This is a genomic window from Brevibacillus sp. SYP-B805 (assembly GCF_011059135.1).
Classification (GTDB): domain Bacteria; phylum Bacillota; class Bacilli; order Brevibacillales; family Brevibacillaceae; genus Brevibacillus_F.
On the sequence record NZ_JAALGD010000006.1, the window covers coordinates 69902 to 86589 of the forward strand.

Consider the following 16688-nt stretch of genomic DNA (forward strand, 5'->3'; position numbering starts at 1 on the left):
CAATGCCATTCTATTATCGCATGGGAGAGATTCCTCACAAGCGGCATATCACGTTTTACAAGCCGGACGGCGGGCTGTACCGCGAACAGGTGATGGGCACGAAAGGCTTCTCCGGCATCCAATCCATTCTGTATCATCACAACCCGCCCACCCAGGTGCGGGAGACCCGGAAGCATGCCGATCGCCGCATCGAGTATCGCCCGCAGGAAGAGCTGAAACACCGCCACTTCCTGACGTTTGATCTGCCGGCCGGCGGGGACCCGATCCTTGGCCGCCAGTACCTGCTGGGCAACAAGGACGTGGTCCTCGGCGTCGCCGTGCCCACCGAGCCCATGGACTATTTCTACCGCAATGCGGACGGGGATGAAGTGCTGTTCGTCCATCAGGGAGAGGGCGAACTGCAGACGATCTACGGGACCATCACCTATCGCCAGGGGGATTATCTGGTCATTCCGATCGGCACCACCTACCGGATCGTGCCGAAGGGAGAGCAGAACCGTTTTCTGGTGATCGAATCCCAAAACGAGATCGTGCCGCCGAAGCGCTACCGCAACGAACACGGCCAGCTCTTGGAACATTCGCCGTTTTGCGAGCGGGACATGCGTCCGCCGGAGCGGCTGGATACCCATGTGGAAAGCGGCGATTTCGAAGTGCGGGTGAAGCGGGGGGACGCCCTGTACAGCTATTTCTTCGATTTCCACCCGTTCGACGTGGTAGGCTGGGACGGGTATCTGTATCCCTATGCGCTCAGCATCCATGATTTCGAGCCGATCACCGGCCGCATCCACCAGCCGCCCCCGGTCCATCAGACGTTTGCCGGTCAACATTTTGTCATCTGCTCGTTTGTGCCGCGGCTGTACGATTACCATCCGCAGGCCATTCCGGCGCCCTACTTCCACAGCAACGTGGAAAGTGATGAGGTGCTTTACTACGTGGACGGCAACTTCATGAGCCGCAAAGGCATCCACGAGGGCTCCATCACGCTGCATCCGATGGGGATTCCGCACGGGCCGCACCCCGGCAAGATCGAAGCCAGCATCGGCAAAAAGGAGACGCAGGAGCTGGCGGTGATGCTGGATACGTTCCATCCGCTGTTCGTGACAAGCTTGGCGGAAGCGGTCGAGGATCAAGCGTACATGGCGAGCTGGCTGCCGTCAAAGGAATAGGGAGGTTGTATGGTGGAGATCAATATCGGCGCCATTGAGCGTCAGGAGAAATACAAGCTGCTGATCGGCTGCGTAATTCCGCGGCCGATTGCCTGGGTGACATCGGTCAGCGCCGATGGCGTGGTGAACGCCGCCCCGTTCAGCTACTTCAACGTGGCCTGCATCGACCCGATGATGATCTCGGTGGCGGTCGCGCGCCGGCCGGGAGGCGTGCTGAAGGACACTTCCCGCAACATCCAGCAGACCGGCGATTTCGTGGTCAACATGGTGGATCTGCACAATGTGGATGCGGTCAACCAATCTTCCGCCGATTACCCGCCGGAGGTAAGCGAAGTGGCGGAGCTCGGCTTGACCATGCTCCCATCGGCAGCCGTGAAAGCGCCGCGTCTGGGCGAATCCCGCATCCACTTCGAATGCCGCCTGCACCGTGTCGTGACGTTGGGCGAGCCGGCCGCCTCCGATTTGATTATCGGGGAAGTGGTCCATGTGCATATTGCTGACGAGCTGTATGACAGCGGAAAAGTGGACCCGCGGGCATTCGGGGCGGTCAGCCGGCTGGCTGGTCATTCCTACGGGACGATCGGTGACATCTTCGACCGTCCGCGCCCCGTCTATGAGAAGAAATAAAGCGGGCATCAGCCAGCCCTTCGGCCATGCACGGGAACCGGAGGGCATTTTTCCGTTCTGCGGGAACGGCGAGCGTGCGGGCATGTTTCAATAGTTGGAGACCGCATCAATCCGAATGCTGCGATTGTAGTCGGAACTCGTCCCCATATTGGTCGGCGTGCCGTACGGCGTGAAATCGGGCTCCCCTCCCAGCGGATGGACATCGCTTTGCAGCAGGTAGGCGCTGCGGTCGGAAGGAACCGCGGGATCGGCCGCAGGAGGAGTGGCCTGGCACCCCGCCAAAAGCAGGATCAACATCAGGAAAATCATTGGCATCCGGATCACCTCTCCCTTAGCGTTGCCTGGATTTCCTGCTGCCATTCCGCTCGTCTCCGCCTCGGGACGGAGACAAAATCCCGCTGCGGTCAGTTTTGCGAGCATGGACTTCTGGGATATCGTAGAGATACAAACCATTATTATCCGGCATACAGGAAAGGATTGATTCGCTGATGACAGGAAAACGCTTGTACCGTTCCCGAACGGACAGGAAGCTGACGGGCTTGTGCGGGGGGATTGCGCATTTCTTGGGGATTGATTCGACGCTGGTGCGGATCGGGCTCGTTCTGCTGACCATGTTCACCGGCTTTCCGATTCTGCTCTATTTCCTGCTGGCGCTGCTTGTGCCGAAGGAACCGTACTGGGCATCCGCCTTCCCGGACAGCGTCCAACATTACCATGACCTGGACCATGAGATCGAGCGGTTGGAGAAACGGGCGCTGCAGCAGGAGGTTTCCCGCCTGCGCGCCGAACTGGCCAAATACAAGCAGGCCTGACGAGGAAAATGGATTCAACAATGTACCCCTCCGGCATATGATGTAAGGTGATGAACGATCTTACATAGGGAGGGAACAGAAGTGTATCTCGGCGTATTTGACATGAACGAGCGCTTGGAGAAAACGCGGAAAATGCTGCGCGAAAAGCAGCACCTCAAGCAGCTGATCGAAGAAGATATCCGCGAGCTGGAAAAAGACGTGCAGGCGCTTGAAGAAATGGTCGTTCACTGTTCGAACAAGTCTTCCCGCTAAGACGGAAAACAAGGCGGCAAGCTGATTGATGCAGCTTGCCGCCTTGTTTGTGCATGAGGGGAAAACCTAGGCTTGGAAAATGGTCTGGTCGGTCAGAATCAGCGGGCCCTGGGCGGTGATCGCGATGGTGTGCTCATACTGGGCGGACAGGCTGCGGTCCGCCGTTCGGGCTGTCCAGCCGTCCTCGTCGATCGTGGCGTGATACGTGCCCGTATTCAGCATCGGTTCGATCGTGATCACCATGCCTTCCCGCAGGCGGGGACCTTTGCCGGGTTTGCCGAAATGGGGAACGAGCGGATCTTCATGCATCTGCTGCCCGATGCCATGGCCGGTAAAATCCCGCACAACCGCGTAGCCGCGCTGTTCCGCATAGGTCTGGACGGCATGGGAGATGTCTCCGATGCGGTTGCCCACCACCGCTTTCTCGATGCCGGCATACAGGGCGCCTTTGGTGGCTTCCAGCAAGCGGCGGGCTTCCTCGGAGATGGTGCCCACCGGATAGGACCAGGCCGAATCGGCCAGCCAGCCGTTCAGGTTGACCACCATGTCGATGGTGACGATATCGCCATTCTGCAAGGGGCGATCGGAAGGAAAACCATGGCAGATGACATCATTGACCGAAGCGCAGGTGGCATAGGGATAGCCCATATACCCTTTTTGCTCGGGCGTCGCACCGTGCTGTGCCAGGAAACGTTCCACGAACCGGTCGATGTCGGCGGTTGTGACGCCCGGCCGTATCCGGCTGGCGATCTCCCGGTGGCAGGCCGCAAGCAGTTTTCCCGCTTCGTGCATCCGAGCGATCTGCTCGGGTGTTTTCACATGGATCATCGTTTTCACCTCGATTGTTCTCTTCATTAGTGTAGACCGGATCGGCTCGGATTGCCACAAACATTTCGACCGTGATACGATGAGAGAGTGGAATGGAGGGATCGTATGGACAAGTTTCAAGAGCACTTGAGCCATTATCAAGAGAAGATCAGAGAGGATATCGACAAGCGGGTGGCGTTTATTCGCGCGCACATTGACGGCAAGTCCGTAGGCGGGGCGGTCGTCGGCATTTCCGGAGGCATCGACAGCGCCGTGACGGCCGCGTTGTGCGTGCGGGCGCTCGGCAGGGAGAATGTGATCGGGGTGTGGATGCCGGCGTATTCCCAGGCGATCCATGCCGAGGATGCGGCGAAGCTGGCGGACGCCATCGGGCTCAATCTGGTCACGGTCGATCTGGGCAAGGCGTACGACGCCATCACGGCGGAGCTGGAAAAGGTGCTGCCGCTGGGTGACAAGACAAAAGGCAATACAAAAGCCCGTCTGCGGATGACGACCCTGTATGCGATCGCCAACCAGAAAGGCTACCTGGTGGTTGACACCTGCAACCGCAGTGAAATCTATGTTGGCTACATGACCAAGGGCGGAGACGGACTGGCCGACATCAATCCGGTCGCCAGCCTGACCAAGCATGAAATACGCCTCCTCGCCCGCGAACTGGGGATTCCGGAGTCGATCCAGACCAAGGCGCCATCGGCCGACCTGTGGGCGGGACAAACGGATGAACAGGAAATGGGCTTCACTTATGAAGAGCTGGACCGCTACCTCATCACCGGGGAGACGACTCCCCAAGCCAAGGAACGGATCGAGTATCTGCATCGGATCTCCGAACACAAGCGCAGACCGATGCCGGAGATTTAGGGAATGGCCGTGAGAGCGGTACCGGAACATCTCGCCGGCGCTTGTGCGGATGCACGCAGAAAACGTTGGCCGGCTTTGGCGGGAAGCGGCCCGCGCCCGGGCGAACGATTGATTCTGCGCGCGTTTTGCGCGATAATAAAAGTTACGTGATTGATGACGCTTGGAGAGAGGTGAATCGAGATGTCTACAACCGAACTGATGCTGAAAACCGATTTTGAAGGGCGTGTATTGCGGACCCTGCAAAGCTATTACCGTCGTTCCAACCATGTGCTGATCCGCGAAAGCTTGTGGGCAAACGGCATGTCGTGGGAAGACGTGGATTACGTGATGTCCCTGCTGGACGGCAAATATACCGTCAGCGAGATCATGGATATTTTGCGCGAAAAAGGCATTTTTGCCAAGCGGGGCTAACCTTCGGGGATGGGCCCGGCTATCGAAGAAGTGGAAAACACCGGCAGCTGCCGGTGTTTTTTAGTGTGGGGAAGCATCGGTCACGAATTCTCCTGCCCCAGGCGCCGATGCCCCTTTTTTTTCCGGTACCACTGCAGGGCGGCATAAACGAGGAAATAGCTGCCGATCGCGACGATGACGCCCATGATGGCGCTGCCCGTGAAATAGGCCAGCCCGTTCTGCTTCATCCAGGCGATCCAGTTTTTCCAGGAGCCGTGATTGTGCTCAATATGCTCTTTGAGCGGTTTGCCGATAATCGTATTGCCCAGCTTGAAATTCAGGATCATGAAGACCGGCAGCACCAGCTTGCCGATGACGAACCCGATCAGGGCTGCGGAAAAACTGGAGCGGAACAACAGGTTCATCGGATACAGCAGGATAAATGCCAAGCCAAAAGTGGGCAGCGTGATGAATTCAATAAAGATGCCGACGGAGAAACCCCTTGCGATAAAAGAGGGAGCACCTTTCATCCGGATCAGCTTGTAGTATTCATATTTCGCTTTGCGCATCAATTTTCTGAACATTGTCGGCTTGTCCCTCATTCTCTGCAATCTTCCTTTATTATAGCCGATACCGCTGACGAAAGCCATGCAAGAAGCGCAGCTTTCGCCAGAAATCAACATTTGCCAACTGAAACCTGTCTCCGGTGTCATTCGTATCTGGCAGGCAGGAGGATACGGACTTTTGTCTCCTGCTGTCATTTGGCATAATGGGAGTAAATCCTTTCTTCATTCAAGGCAGAAAGCGTGGGAATCGGCTTGCAGGAATTCATGGACATGTTCGGCGGATATATCGCAGATTACGGTTATGCGGCTTTGTACAGCCTGTTTTTTCTCGGGATCCTGGGGATGCCCCTGCCGGAAGAAACGCTGCTGGTCTTCTCCGGCTTTCTGGTCTCAACGGGAAAATTGCGCTATCTCCCTACCCTGGCTTTCTGCTACCTGGGCTCGATCAGCGCGATGACGACCGCCTACTGGATCGGCAGGACGCTTGGGCTGCCGTTCATCGAGCGGTACGGCAAACGCTTCGGATTGGGGTATACTTTATACAAGCGGACGGAGGAATGGTTTTCCCGCATCGGCAAATGGGCGCTCGCCGTCGGCTACTTTATCCCGGGCGTGCGGCAGTTTACCGCCTATTTCGCCGGCATTACGAAGCTCTCCTTTCCGTCTTTCATGCTGTATACGTATATCGGCGGATTGTGCTGGAGCGTGCTTTTCGTTACGCTGGGCAAATTCCTTGGAGAGCGCTGGGAGCAGTTGTTTGGCATCATCTCCCGCAATCTGGCCGTCTTCTTTACGATCGTGCTTGGGGCGGTCATCGCGCTTTCCTTTTATCAGCGGCGCAAGCTGTTGTCCAAACCGAAGCAGGAGGGATCATGATGGACATGGAAGAAAATCGGACACAGGAAGCTCCCTTAACCAATGTGCCTGCCGTGCAGCAGCAGAAAGAGTTGATTCTCCTCGAACTGCCGGAGGAACACCGCAGATTCTACGACAGGCTGCGGGAAAAGATACAGGCTTTCATTCGGGAAAAGGGCGTAAGCGACAAAATTGCCAGCTATGTGCTGCTGGCGCCCGACCTGTTCGTTGTCCTGGCCCGCCTGATGCTGGACAAGCGGGTACCCATGCAGGCGAAAGCGATCGCGGGAGCGGCTGTCGCCTACTTCATCACCCCTCTCGACTTCATCCCGGAGGTCGTGACCGGGGCGTTTGGCCTGCTGGACGACGTGGTGTTGGCCGTTTATGCCCTGCGCAGAATCCTCGTGGATGTGGATGAGCGCATCGTCCGGGAGCATTGGAGCGGGGATGAAGATCTGCTGGGTGCCATCACGCGGGTTGTCAAGGCGGCCGACGACCTGCTCGGGAAGAAAATCCTGAAGAAACTGGAAGCGGTGCTGTTTCACAGACAAAAATAAACAGAATCACGGTGAGAGGAAATCGGAGAATGAAATATTTGCTTGATTATGCGGAAGGGGAACGGGTGATCACGTTCTGCCTGGTGAAAAGCAGGGAAGTGGGCGTTGCCAGCAATCAGACGGAATATCTCAATCTGGAAGTGGGCGACCGTTCCGGCACCATGACGGCCAAGCTGTGGGATGTTACGGAAGAGATGAAGGCGATGATCCAGGTCAAGTCGGTGATCAAAATCGATGCCCAGGTGCAGCAATACCGCGGCAAAAAGCAGCTGGTGATTCACAGGATCCGGCTCGCTGCCCCGGCGGATGAGGTCTCCGTGGAGTCGCTTGCGCCCGTATCGTCCCAACAGCCGGAGGCGATGTGGGAGAAGCTCAAGGCCTATGCGGCCCAGATCAAAAGTCCGGTGCTCTCGCGTGTGGTAGAAGAACTGCTGGACGATCCGGAAGTGAGCGGGCGTCTGCGCTCGTTTCCTGCCGGCGTCAGGATGCATCACCACTATGTGCACGGGCTGCTGGAGCATATCGTCTCTCTCTTGGCGGCCGCCGAACGGCTGCTGCCGCTCTATCCGCAGGTGGACAGGGATGTGCTCTATGCCACCTGCATCCTGCATGATATCGGCAAATTGTACGAGCTTTCCGACGCCATCGCGCCCGATTATACGACCCCGGGCCAGCTGATCGGCCATCTGGTGATGGGGGTGGAACTGGTGACGGAAGCGTGCCGCAGGTGCGGGATTTCGCCGGATCACAGCGAGATCCTCCACTTGAAGCACTGTATCCTGAGCCATCACGGCGATGTGGAAAACGGTTGGGGCAGCGCCGTGTCGGGGAAAACACCGACGGCGGTCATCTTCCACTACCTCGACCAGATCGACAGCAAGATGAATGCCCTTTCCCAGACGCTGGCGGAGATGGGGGAAGACGAGGAATGGGGGCAAGCCCCCGCCCTGCGTCGCAAGATCTGGCGCGGATTTTGAAAACGGACGGTTTCGGCAGTAGAGGTGCCGGAACCGTTTTTCTTTTTGCAACTTTCTCAACTCCGGGTTCAGGTAGGAGTTTCGCCGACCGTGTAGAATACCTATGGATAGTCCGGGAAATTGGACAAGTACCAGCCATACAGTAAGGAGAAGGTTCATGAAACGGCCAACCTACACCCTGTCCAGTCTGATCAAAAAGGTGTTCCGGCCCGGGGAGCGTTCGCTGCCGCGACACGAGATCAAGGAACGGCTTCAGCAGTTTCTGACCGCCTATGGGTACGAGCTTGACAGCGAAACAGCGCTCGCCAAGATTTTGCAGATGAAGCAATCGCCTGTACGGGTCGGACATACGGAGGCCATTATCGAATTGACGTACCAACCCCATCAGCTGTTCGATCTCGCGTACCGATTCCTGCGGGATACCCATACGCCCAAAAAGTTTGAACAAATCGTGCCCGAACTTCGCCGGCAGACGCAGTTTTCCTGGAACCAGGTGACGCGCCTGCTCGAACTGGAACGGGACCCGCGTTTTGTTCAATATCAAGGCGATCCGCGCTGGTTTTTGGCCGAGTGGAAAGTGGCGAACGATCATGTCTATGACTTCATGCGCACCAACGGTTTGAGACAGATCTCGCTGCGCTCCCTTGCCTATTTTCTGGAGCATGAGGTGGGGATATCCCTGCGGGAAGAATTGTTCCTGCCGGAAGCGGACGACCGTTTTCAGCTGGAGGGAGAGTCGCTGATGATCGTGGAGGAAGCGGCGGACACGCCTCCCGCCATGGACGGGCATGACAGCCTCCAACAGGCGCATGGCCCTGAGGAGCATCCCCCCATGCCGCTGGAAGGGAGAGCAGAAGCCGCTGCCACCGTCAGCCCCGAATGGAAGACCAAACAAGAAAGCATTGAGGAGGAAATCTTTGTGAATACGCTTGAAACCAAATCGACTGCTGCGGAAGTAAGCCAACTCCTGCGCCAGGCGCTGGGCCGGCTGGAAGAAAGGAACCAGCAAATGGCAGCGGAGGTTGTGTCCTTTTTTCAACAAAGCAATCTGCAGGCGATCGAAGAACTGATGCAAGAGAAGCACAAAAATGAACAGATCGTGCAGGGCCTGCGCCAACTGCTGACTATGACGGATGAACAATGAACCGCGACCAGAACCTTATCCGTTTGGAGCAGCGTTTTGCCATTCTGCACGAGATCATCGAAGCTTACCGGCTTCGATTGCAGACGATGGAAGCGGAGGTTGTCGAGCTGTTTGCCGCCAATCATTTAGCCGCCATTTCGGAACGGATACAGGAGAAGCAGCGCATTGTCCGTCTGATCCACAAGCTGGAACAGTTCGTGGCACGCTGGGAGACGATGGAGCATAGTGGAATTGACCACGAAACCAAACGAACATAAGATCAACTGATGGCAAAGCTGGTAGAGGCATGGTGTAATGGGGCCAAGCGAGCTCCTTTGACGACCGACTCAGCGAAGAAACGAAGACGCGGGAGTACAGGGGGCGTAAGTCTCACTTCACTGAAACACCCAGATGTTGAGCCCCCTGCCCGCGTCGCGTTTCGGAGCGGACATTGCAGGCTACTTCGCAGGTCGTCAAGAGAGCGAGCAGGAACCATTACCCATGATAGGACGGACTTTGACTACACACCGATAAGATAACTGTTATGGCCAAAGGTTGGCTATCAAACGGCCGAAAGGAGTTTCATTCCCCCATGTCAGTCGGAAGAAATGAGCTTTGTCCGTGTGGAAGCGGCAAAAAATACAAAAAGTGCTGCGGAATCGTCACGACGATCGCGGAGGCGCGGAATCTGCGCGAAGAGAAGCTGCGCAGGGAACTGAACGCAGGGATGGAGCGCCTGAACAAGTTCGTCGCAGCGCATGTCACTGCGGAAGAGCTGCAGGCTGCCCGGGAGCGGTTTGCCTCGGCGGTTGGCATCGCGGAAGAAGAGACGCTTGGGTCCGAATGGTTCCTCCATTTTCTGAACTGGTACACGTTTGATCTGGAAAAGAATGGTACAAGGGAGATCGACCGGTTCCTTCAGCAACACGGGCGCAAGATCGAGCCGGAGATCCGACGGGAGCTGGAGCAGCTGCGCATCGGCGCCTACGAGGTGGAGCAGGCTGGCAAAGTGGCTGTCCGCGTGCGGGAGCTTGCTGCGGATGAAGCCTGCGACCTTCTCCTCCCGCCGGGGGTGGAAGCCCAGCCGGGCGAGATTCTGCTCGGCCGGATGGTTTCCCTTGGCCAACGCGGGACGCTGCTTCCTGGCAGCATGATCCTGAAACCGGTCTTGAAGGCGCCGATCATGGAGCTCCTGCGGAAGAACCCCCGCGAAGAACGGTCGGCCCTCACGCTTGATTTGTACCGCCTGATCGTGCAAGCGGGTGTCCGGAGGGAGTCCGGCCAAGAACCGCTGGTGCGCCGCCTCTATCGCGGAGTGGAACTCCCCGAGCTGCGGAGCGTGCTGGAAGCCCATCACGACTTCGAGTTGAAGAAACGGGATGGACAGCGGGAGATCTGGGTCTACTCCAAGCGCAAGGAAGCCCATCTGTTCCCCGCTTTGCGGAATGCGCTCCTGGAGCTCCACGAAGTGGGCGGGGAGGTGCTGGTCGAAGGAGGCACGCTGGCGGTGGAAGCGCCGCCTGCCCGCGCGGAGGAGATGGCGTCCGCCCTGGCGCTGCCGCAAGCATATGAGGAGACGCCCATCAATCAGCTGACCTCGACCGGAGCCAGACTTACTCCCGGCACGTTGTTTATCACCAGCGAACCCATGCTGCCGTCCAAAGTGCTGCAGTGGGCCGTTCAAACCTATTTTGCCGAGAAGTGGCTGACCACCCCGCACCAGGCGTTGGACGGGCAGCCGCCGATCCTTGCCGCCGCTTCCGCAGAGCCGACGCTTCACCAGGCGTTGGCCGATCTGGTGAAAACCATGGAGGAGGAAGGGAAACGGGGACAAGGGGTGGCGCGATTCATGCGCATCGATGCGCTCCGGCCGCGTCTTGGACTTGCCAACGACGCGCTTCATATCGGCAACCTGCTGCGCAGACCGCTGATCGAAGGGGCGCCGGAAAGCGGCTTTGCCGTTGCGCCGGAAACGCTTGCGGACATTGCCGCCTTCGTGACGGAGATGACCGAGGGCAAAACGGAAGCGACCGTGAAAAAGTACGACGAGGCTATGAATCTGTTCCGTTCGTTTGTCAGGGCCGCGTTTGGCCCGGCGTTCGCGTGGGAAAAGCTGCAGACCGAGGAAGTGGCCTACTTCCTCGTCCATGATGTGCCGCAGCGGACCGAATCCCTGACGAAAACGCTGGCGGGCAACCTGCTGTCCGTACTGGCCGCCTTTTTCAAATGGGTGGACAAACGGGCGAATACGGAACGGGCCGATGTCATGCAGCCGCTGCTGACCGCGCTGAAGGACGACCTGGCTGCAGCGTACCGGCTGCGTGCGATGCTGCAGAAAGAGGCGCATCTCAATTTGGCCGAGCATCGCGCAGGGCTGCAGGAAACGGTCGAAGAGCATCTGGTTCTTTTGGAACGGCGTCCGCACGGGTGGCTCGGCAGACGGAGCAGCGGCGAACATCTCGAGCTGCACATGCCCGAAGAGGCAGCTGAGGCGCTCGCGGCAGACTGGATCGTGTTCGGCCTGTTTGGCCGCACCGCCGACGGCTGCTGGCGGCTGCTCGGGACACCCTGGCTGTATCCGCCCGAGGTGAGCCGCATGCTCGGCGTCCCGACGGCTGTTCTTGTATGAAAAAAGCGTCACCGGCTAGACGGTGACGCTTTTTTCATGCACAATTGTTTCCTTTTCCCAATCTGCGAGCGTTCTGTCTTTCGGCAGGAGGAAGCCCAGCAGGCCGACCATATGCATCAGCGCGCAGAGTAGCATGATGAAGGACAGGCCCTGCCAGTCAGCCAGACGGCCGAGGACGGATGCACCGATTCCGCCCATCCCGAAAGCAAGCCCGATCATCAGCCCGGACACGGTGCCGATGCGGCCCGGCAGCAGCTCCTGCGCATAAACGACGGTCACCGAGAAGCTGCACAGCAGGATGAGCCCGTCAAGGAACAGGAGCAGATACGCCAGGGAACCGGTAACATGCGGGATCAGCAGCGCAAAGGGAAACGCCCCCAAAAGCGAGATGATCAACAGGTTCCGTTTGCCGAAACGGTCGGCGATCGGTCCCCCGAAGAACGTGCCGATCGCTCCGGCGAGCAGGAAGAGAAACGTGTAGACCTGGGCATGGGAGAGCGATTCCCCCATCACATCGATCAGAAACAGGGGATAGAAGCTCTGATAGGCCGCATAGATCCAGGAGCGGACGCTGACAATCACCACCAGCAGCCCCAAGGCGATCAAACGCCGGGACCGATGGGAATAGCCGGATGCGCCGGATTTGGCTTTGCCGGCACGCTGCTGCCCTGCATACCAGTATGCCACGTACATCAGCACGCACAGGCCGATCCCGGCAGGAATCACGAACCAATAGGCGCCGCCCTGCCCAAGCGGCGCAAAAATCAGGGCGGTCATCACAGGAGCAAGGGAGTGCCCGGTGTTTCCCCCCACCTGAAAGATCGACTGTCCGAGACCGCGTCGCGGCCCTGAAGCCATGTGTGCCACACGGGAAGCTTCCGGGTGAAAGATGGCGGAACCGATTCCCACCAGCGCCACGGCCAGCAGCACGGTATAGTAATGCTCTGCCATAGCGATGCCCACCATGCCGGTACCGGAAATCAGCATGGCAAGCGGCAGGATCAGGGGGCGCGGCGCCTTGTCGGTGAAGTAGCCGATAAACGGCTGCAGCACGGAAGCCGTGACGTTCATCACCAGCAGGATCACGCCCAGATGAAAATAGCTGAGCGACAAATTGTTTTTCAGAATGGGCAGCAGGGCAGGAATGACGGACTGCAGGCTGTCGTTGAGCAAATGAACAATGCTGATGGAAAACAGGATGCGGTATACGGTTGCATTCGAGGACGACATTGATTCATCTCCGTTTCTCACTCGTGTTACCAATAATTTACCACTCCAGGGAAAGGTCGTCATCCGTGTTTGACCAGCATATGACACTTCCTCATGCCCGTGCTGCGCCCGCATACGCCTCTTCAAAAAGGGTGAGATAGTCATTCTCCGTGATCGGACGGCAGTTGCTCGGCGTGGAGCCGTTGGCATAAGAAACGGCTGCAAGCGACGGGAAATCTTCCCGTCGCACATAGGGGAGATCCGCGAAACGGGGAATGCCGATCTCCCGTGCCCGCGCAAACAGCGCCTCGACCAATACGGCCGATGCCTCGGCGCTGGACAAACCTTCCACCGGCAGCTGGCATACCCTGGCAGCGTGCGCATGCCGTTCCGGATCAGCCTGGGCGTTGAATGCGGTAACGACTGGCAGGAAGATGGAGTTGGCTACTCCGTGGGGAGTGTCATAACGTCCGCCCAAGGCTTCCGCCATGCAATGTACGGCGGCCACATCGGCATGGGAGAACGCGATGCCTGCCATGAGCGACCCAAGCATCATCTCTTGCCGCGCCAGACGGTTCCCGCCCTCGTGAACGGCGGCAGGGAGCGCGCGCCAGATGCGGGCCATGGCGGCCAAAGCAAAGGCGTCGCTGATCGGATTGGCCAATTTGCACGTATAGGCCTCGATGGCATGGACGAACGCATCCATGCCGGTGGCCGCGGTCAGCGGCGCGGGCAGACTGTACGTCGTCTCCGGATCGACGAGCGCAAGCAGCGGGGCAAGCTTCACGTCCTTGACCGTCATCTTGCATTTCCGTCCGGTATCCGTAATGACGGACGAGCGCGTCACTTCCGAACCGGTGCCGGCGGTCGTCGGGATCGCCACCAGCGGTGTGACGGGCCCCGCCACCTTCCCCCGCCCCTCGTAATCCTGGATGCGGCCGGGGTGTGTATGGAGAAGGGCGATCGCCTTGGCCGAATCGATCACCGAACCGCCGCCGATCGCCAGAATCAGGTCGGGTTGAAAGGAGCGAACCTGTTCGGCACCTAGCTCGCAGTCCACATCCTTGGGATTGGGAGCCACCTGCTGAAAGATGTCGGTTTCATAGTGGGCCCGGTGCAGGCTGGCCAGCACGTCATCAACCAGTCCGGCCATCACGATGCCCGGGTCGGTGACGAGGAAGATCCGCTTCCCCGGCACATGCTCGGCGATCAGGGCACCCGCCTGCTGCAGCAGGCCCTCGCCAAACAGAATCCGGGTGGGCAGCCAGAATTGAAACGGCGAAAAGGGAACGAATGACAACACGGAACGCCTCCTTGCGCATGGATTGGATAGAATAGTTCGACAACAGAGGGGCGGTTCCTGTTTTTCCTGTCGTATGGGCGGGCTGTTTTTGTTGAACACTACACCATAGCCGCAGCCAAAGGAGGAGGAACATGGGCAAACAATCGAACAACGGCAGCCGGGATGATCACATCCGGCATGGCGGAGACGCCCACCGATCGACACGCAAGCCCCCGGAAGGGCCCGTGCAGGGGTTCAGCCAGGCGCCGAAAGGGTTGCAGTAAGTAGGTCGAAAATCCTTCACCCTCTCCTACCGGTGAAGGATTTTCCATTGGGAAGGGCCTGTTTCCAACATTTTTCTACAAAACCGTACATCGATATGGTAAAATACTGAGCAGAGTTTTTTCGATTCACCTTTATTGGAAATGTTTGTCGAATCGAAACAGCATGAAGAGTCGTCCGTCATACATACAGTAGTCATGAACGACGACGGTTAAGGAGATTGATTATAAATGCCAGAACTGCGCGTAAAAAGCGACGAAAGATATACGCGAAAACAACTGAAAAAACCGGTCCGGCGGCGGAACAAACGCCGGTTATTGCTCTTGTTCGGCATTTGCTTTCTGCTGCTGATCGGCGGAGTGGCTGGTGCCCTCGCGTGGAAGGTAGACGATGCGATCAATGTGATCAGCACCCAAACCAATGGGGCGTCCAATCCGTCCAGCGCCGCCCTCGACCCCACCTACCATGCGGACAAACCGTTGTCAATTGTCATCCTTGGCCGGGACACACGCCCGGAAACAGGAACCATGCTGACCGACGTGATGATCGTGTCGGTGCTCAACCCGAAGACGAAGCAGGTGACGATGGTTTCCATCCCGCGTGATACGCGCGTGAAAATTCCGGGATACAGCGGCTACGAGAAGATCAATGCCGTGTTTGCGACGGGAGAGGCGGAGCGCCGCCGCGCCGAGGCGAACGGCCGCGTGGCGGAGGAAGACGGGCCGTCCCTGACCAAGAAGACCCTGCAGGAACTGTTGGGCATCCCGATAGAACACTATGTGGAAGTGGATTTTGAAGGCTTCAAGGCGATCGTTGACGAGCTCGGCGGCGTTGAAGTGAACGTTGACCGCAAGCTTGTGTATGATGACCCGACCGATGGCACCCACATCCATCTGGAGCCGGGCCTGCAGTTGCTGAATGGGGAGCAGGCGCTCGGCTATGTGCGCCATCGCCATGACAACAGGGGAACCAAGTACTATTCCAGCGATTTCGACCGCAACCGCCGCCAGCAGGAAGTGATCCGGGCGATGGTGGACAAGGTGACCTCCTTCAACGGCATGACCAAGATTTTCTCCTTGATCGACGTGGGGGCCGAGCACGTCAAAACGGATCTGTCGCCCGAACAGATCAAGGGCCTTGCGGCGGATTTCATCAAGATCAATTCCAGCGCCATCACCACGCTGGATAACGGCGCGTATTGGAAATCGGGCTACACCTATCTGCCCAAGGAAAAACTGGCGGAGATCCGCAATACGCTGCAGGCGCAAATGGAACTGTCGCCCGAGATGATCGCCCAGCTGAACGAGAAAGTGGTGGATGAATCGCTCGGGGTCGAAACGGCTTCCAGCGAAAGGACGGTAAAAAAGAAAAAGACGACCTCGGAAGCAGCCGCGCCGCCGGCTCAATCCGCCAAGCCTCCGGCCGCACCGCCTGCGCCAGCCAAGCAGGATCAGCAGCAGACGCCGCCAGAGCAGCCCGCGCAGGAAACGCCGCCTCCGGACATCGTCCCACCCGAGCAGAGCGGTACGGATAACAGCCAATTGCCTGCGCCTGGCACCGAGCCTGCACCTGCTCCCGAGGCGGATGGGGAGGCAACCCCGCCGCCGGACATCGTGGAGCAAGTTCCCCCGGCGGCAGGGGAGCAGCCACCGGTGACCGGGGCCAGCGGCGGGTAAACACGACAAGGGAGCTGTCTTGCCACGCGGAAGACAGCTCTGTTTGTTTCTTTCTCTTTACGGCGGTCATGTATAAAACTATAGGTTTGCAAACACCGAAAACGTGGTATGATAATAATATACTGATAAGACAGATACTTTTGACAATTGGGACTGGTGACTCTCATTTTCGCGAGGAGGGATAGGGATGACGCTCTTTTTGGTAAACATGTTTCTGGTGATCTTGTTCCTGTATTTTTTGAGCCGACAACAGCATGATGAGATCGTTTACGATGAAGAATACTTCCTCCAAAATCCTTCTGCGTTGGAAGAGTACCAGCAGATGCCCCTTGATTTTCAACAGGCCTTTTTCCGCAAGCACAAGGAATGGATTAAGGAAAAATACATGCGCGGCGAAAGCTACGTCCTCGGCTTCTGCCCCAACAAAGAGGTGCGGCGGGCATGGTTGAGCGAATTTGTGAACAATAAAAACCTGAACACATCAGCCTCTTCCTAGGGAAGACTGAAGACAAACTTCTGTTTGAGGCACGGGGGAATGGGGCCAAGCGAGCTCCTTTGACGACCGACTCAGCGAAGAAACAAAGACGCGGGGGCCACAG

At 57.9% G+C, this 16688-nt stretch carries 20 protein-coding genes; 15 read left to right on the forward strand and 5 right to left on the reverse strand.

The features are described from left to right. Nucleotides 1–2 precede the first annotated feature (2 nt). Together G3578_RS09335 and G3578_RS09340 are read left to right on the forward strand one after the other, a co-directional pair. Entirely contained in the window at nucleotides 3–1166 is a 1164-nt protein-coding gene (locus G3578_RS09335) for a homogentisate 1,2-dioxygenase (RefSeq protein ID WP_165211878.1), read from the forward strand. Between the two features lie 12 nt (nucleotides 1167–1178). Further along, complete coding sequence (locus G3578_RS09340) at nucleotides 1179–1793, forward strand: flavin reductase (protein WP_165211881.1); 615 nt, start codon at nucleotides 1179–1181, stop codon at nucleotides 1791–1793. 87 nt (nucleotides 1794–1880) lie between these two features. Here the strand turns inward: G3578_RS09340 and G3578_RS09345 are convergent, their stop codons facing one another. After that, nucleotides 1881–2153 (reverse strand): hypothetical protein, encoded by a 273-nt coding sequence (locus tag G3578_RS09345; protein WP_241254545.1) that lies wholly within the window; start codon nucleotides 2151–2153, stop codon nucleotides 1881–1883. Between the two features lie 128 nt (nucleotides 2154–2281). Between G3578_RS09345 and G3578_RS09350 the strand changes: the two genes are divergently transcribed. Further along, nucleotides 2282–2605: a PspC domain-containing protein gene (locus G3578_RS09350; RefSeq protein ID WP_165211884.1), complete on the forward strand. Its 324-nt coding sequence runs from the start codon at nucleotides 2282–2284 to the stop codon at nucleotides 2603–2605. A gap of 81 nt (nucleotides 2606–2686) precedes the next feature. After that, nucleotides 2687–2857, forward strand: a complete 171-nt coding sequence (locus G3578_RS09355) for a hypothetical protein (RefSeq protein WP_165211887.1) — start codon at nucleotides 2687–2689, stop codon at nucleotides 2855–2857. 66 nt (nucleotides 2858–2923) lie between these two features. Here G3578_RS09355 and map read toward each other — a convergent pair whose 3' ends face one another. Next, a complete protein-coding gene (gene map / locus G3578_RS09360; protein ID WP_165212241.1) occupies nucleotides 2924–3685 on the reverse strand; it encodes a type I methionyl aminopeptidase in 762 nt (253 codons plus the stop codon). Between the two features lie 105 nt (nucleotides 3686–3790). On the opposite strand from map, the gene nadE reads away from it, so the two are divergent. Next, nucleotides 3791–4543 carry an NAD(+) synthase gene (gene nadE / locus G3578_RS09365; protein ID WP_165211890.1) on the forward strand — a complete coding sequence of 251 codons (753 nt, stop codon included), beginning with the start codon at nucleotides 3791–3793 and terminating at the stop codon, nucleotides 4541–4543. Between the two features lie 180 nt (nucleotides 4544–4723). Continuing rightward, nucleotides 4724–4954 carry a hypothetical protein gene (locus tag G3578_RS09370; protein WP_165211893.1) on the forward strand — a complete coding sequence of 77 codons (231 nt, stop codon included), beginning with the start codon at nucleotides 4724–4726 and terminating at the stop codon, nucleotides 4952–4954. 80 nt (nucleotides 4955–5034) lie between these two features. On the opposite strand, the gene G3578_RS09375 is transcribed toward G3578_RS09370, so the two are convergent. Continuing rightward, the gene (locus tag G3578_RS09375; protein ID WP_165211896.1) at nucleotides 5035–5517 is read right to left on the reverse strand and encodes a DUF2062 domain-containing protein; all 483 of its coding nucleotides are present in this window, start codon (nucleotides 5515–5517) and stop codon (nucleotides 5035–5037) included. Nucleotides 5518–5763: 246 nt separating this feature from the next. On the opposite strand from G3578_RS09375, the gene G3578_RS09380 reads away from it, so the two are divergent. The 6 genes from G3578_RS09380 (at nucleotide 5764) to G3578_RS09405 (ending at nucleotide 11640) form a co-directional block, all read left to right on the forward strand. Then, nucleotides 5764–6375, forward strand: coding sequence for a DedA family protein (locus G3578_RS09380; RefSeq protein ID WP_165212243.1), 612 nt, complete (start codon nucleotides 5764–5766; stop codon nucleotides 6373–6375). A gap of 5 nt (nucleotides 6376–6380) precedes the next feature. Then, complete coding sequence (locus G3578_RS09385) at nucleotides 6381–6911, forward strand: YkvA family protein (RefSeq protein ID WP_165212245.1); 531 nt, start codon at nucleotides 6381–6383, stop codon at nucleotides 6909–6911. Between the two features lie 29 nt (nucleotides 6912–6940). Further along, nucleotides 6941–7888, forward strand: a complete 948-nt coding sequence (locus G3578_RS09390) for a 3'-5' exoribonuclease YhaM family protein (RefSeq protein WP_165211899.1) — start codon at nucleotides 6941–6943, stop codon at nucleotides 7886–7888. Between the two features lie 157 nt (nucleotides 7889–8045). Continuing rightward, a complete protein-coding gene (locus tag G3578_RS09395; protein ID WP_165211902.1) occupies nucleotides 8046–9032 on the forward strand; it encodes a hypothetical protein in 987 nt (328 codons plus the stop codon). Continuing rightward, nucleotides 9029–9289 carry a hypothetical protein gene (locus tag G3578_RS09400; protein WP_165211905.1) on the forward strand — a complete coding sequence of 87 codons (261 nt, stop codon included), beginning with the start codon at nucleotides 9029–9031 and terminating at the stop codon, nucleotides 9287–9289. Before G3578_RS09395 ends, G3578_RS09400 begins: the two co-directional genes overlap by 4 nt. A 314-nt stretch (nucleotides 9290–9603) precedes the next feature. After that, nucleotides 9604–11640: an SEC-C metal-binding domain-containing protein gene (locus G3578_RS09405; RefSeq protein ID WP_165211908.1), complete on the forward strand. Its 2037-nt coding sequence runs from the start codon at nucleotides 9604–9606 to the stop codon at nucleotides 11638–11640. Nucleotides 11641–11655: 15 nt separating this feature from the next. Here G3578_RS09405 and G3578_RS09410 read toward each other — a convergent pair whose 3' ends face one another. After that, nucleotides 11656–12870: an MFS transporter gene (locus G3578_RS09410; RefSeq protein WP_165211911.1), complete on the reverse strand. Its 1215-nt coding sequence runs from the start codon at nucleotides 12868–12870 to the stop codon at nucleotides 11656–11658. Nucleotides 12871–12961: 91 nt separating this feature from the next. Next, nucleotides 12962–14152: an iron-containing alcohol dehydrogenase gene (locus G3578_RS09415; protein WP_346773985.1), complete on the reverse strand. Its 1191-nt coding sequence runs from the start codon at nucleotides 14150–14152 to the stop codon at nucleotides 12962–12964. A 131-nt stretch (nucleotides 14153–14283) separates the two neighbouring features. Between G3578_RS09415 and G3578_RS21155 the strand changes: the two genes are divergently transcribed. The 3 genes from G3578_RS21155 to G3578_RS09425 all read left to right on the forward strand — a co-directional run bounded on the left by G3578_RS21155 (nucleotide 14284) and on the right by G3578_RS09425 (nucleotide 16585). Further along, the gene (locus tag G3578_RS21155; protein WP_277603132.1) at nucleotides 14284–14415 is read left to right on the forward strand and encodes a hypothetical protein; all 132 of its coding nucleotides are present in this window, start codon (nucleotides 14284–14286) and stop codon (nucleotides 14413–14415) included. Nucleotides 14416–14643: 228 nt separating this feature from the next. Continuing rightward, on the forward strand, nucleotides 14644–16089 hold the full coding sequence (locus tag G3578_RS09420) for an LCP family glycopolymer transferase (RefSeq protein WP_165211914.1): 1446 nt from the start codon (nucleotides 14644–14646) through the stop codon (nucleotides 16087–16089). Nucleotides 16090–16276: 187 nt separating this feature from the next. Continuing rightward, entirely contained in the window at nucleotides 16277–16585 is a 309-nt protein-coding gene (locus G3578_RS09425; RefSeq protein WP_165211917.1) for a hypothetical protein, read from the forward strand. The last annotated feature ends 103 nt before the right edge of the window (nucleotides 16586–16688 follow it).

Bases quoted from the DNA above. Each gene is read 5' to 3' on its own strand.
- G3578_RS09335 (WP_165211878.1), top strand. From the start codon at position 3: ATGCCATTCTATTATCGCATGGGAGAGATTCCTCACAAGCGGCATATC.
- G3578_RS09345 (WP_241254545.1), bottom strand. From the start codon at position 2,153: ATGGCAGCAGGAAATCCAGGCAACGCTAAGGGAGAGGTGATCCGGATG.
- G3578_RS09350 (WP_165211884.1), top strand. From the start codon at position 2,282: ATGACAGGAAAACGCTTGTACCGTTCCCGAACGGACAGGAAGCTGACG.
- map (WP_165212241.1), bottom strand. From the start codon at position 3,685: ATGATCCATGTGAAAACACCCGAGCAGATCGCTCGGATGCACGAAGCG.
- nadE (WP_165211890.1), top strand. From the start codon at position 3,791: ATGGACAAGTTTCAAGAGCACTTGAGCCATTATCAAGAGAAGATCAGA.
- G3578_RS09370 (WP_165211893.1), top strand. From the start codon at position 4,724: ATGTCTACAACCGAACTGATGCTGAAAACCGATTTTGAAGGGCGTGTA.
- G3578_RS09375 (WP_165211896.1), bottom strand. From the start codon at position 5,517: ATGTTCAGAAAATTGATGCGCAAAGCGAAATATGAATACTACAAGCTG.
- G3578_RS09380 (WP_165212243.1), top strand. From the start codon at position 5,764: ATGGACATGTTCGGCGGATATATCGCAGATTACGGTTATGCGGCTTTG.
- G3578_RS09385 (WP_165212245.1), top strand. From the start codon at position 6,381: ATGGAAGAAAATCGGACACAGGAAGCTCCCTTAACCAATGTGCCTGCC.
- G3578_RS09390 (WP_165211899.1), top strand. From the start codon at position 6,941: ATGAAATATTTGCTTGATTATGCGGAAGGGGAACGGGTGATCACGTTC.
- G3578_RS09395 (WP_165211902.1), top strand. From the start codon at position 8,046: ATGAAACGGCCAACCTACACCCTGTCCAGTCTGATCAAAAAGGTGTTC.
- G3578_RS09400 (WP_165211905.1), top strand. From the start codon at position 9,029: ATGAACCGCGACCAGAACCTTATCCGTTTGGAGCAGCGTTTTGCCATT.
- G3578_RS09405 (WP_165211908.1), top strand. From the start codon at position 9,604: ATGTCAGTCGGAAGAAATGAGCTTTGTCCGTGTGGAAGCGGCAAAAAA.
- G3578_RS09410 (WP_165211911.1), bottom strand. From the start codon at position 12,870: ATGTCGTCCTCGAATGCAACCGTATACCGCATCCTGTTTTCCATCAGC.
- G3578_RS21155 (WP_277603132.1), top strand. From the start codon at position 14,284: ATGGGCAAACAATCGAACAACGGCAGCCGGGATGATCACATCCGGCAT.
- G3578_RS09420 (WP_165211914.1), top strand. From the start codon at position 14,644: ATGCCAGAACTGCGCGTAAAAAGCGACGAAAGATATACGCGAAAACAA.
- G3578_RS09425 (WP_165211917.1), top strand. From the start codon at position 16,277: ATGACGCTCTTTTTGGTAAACATGTTTCTGGTGATCTTGTTCCTGTAT.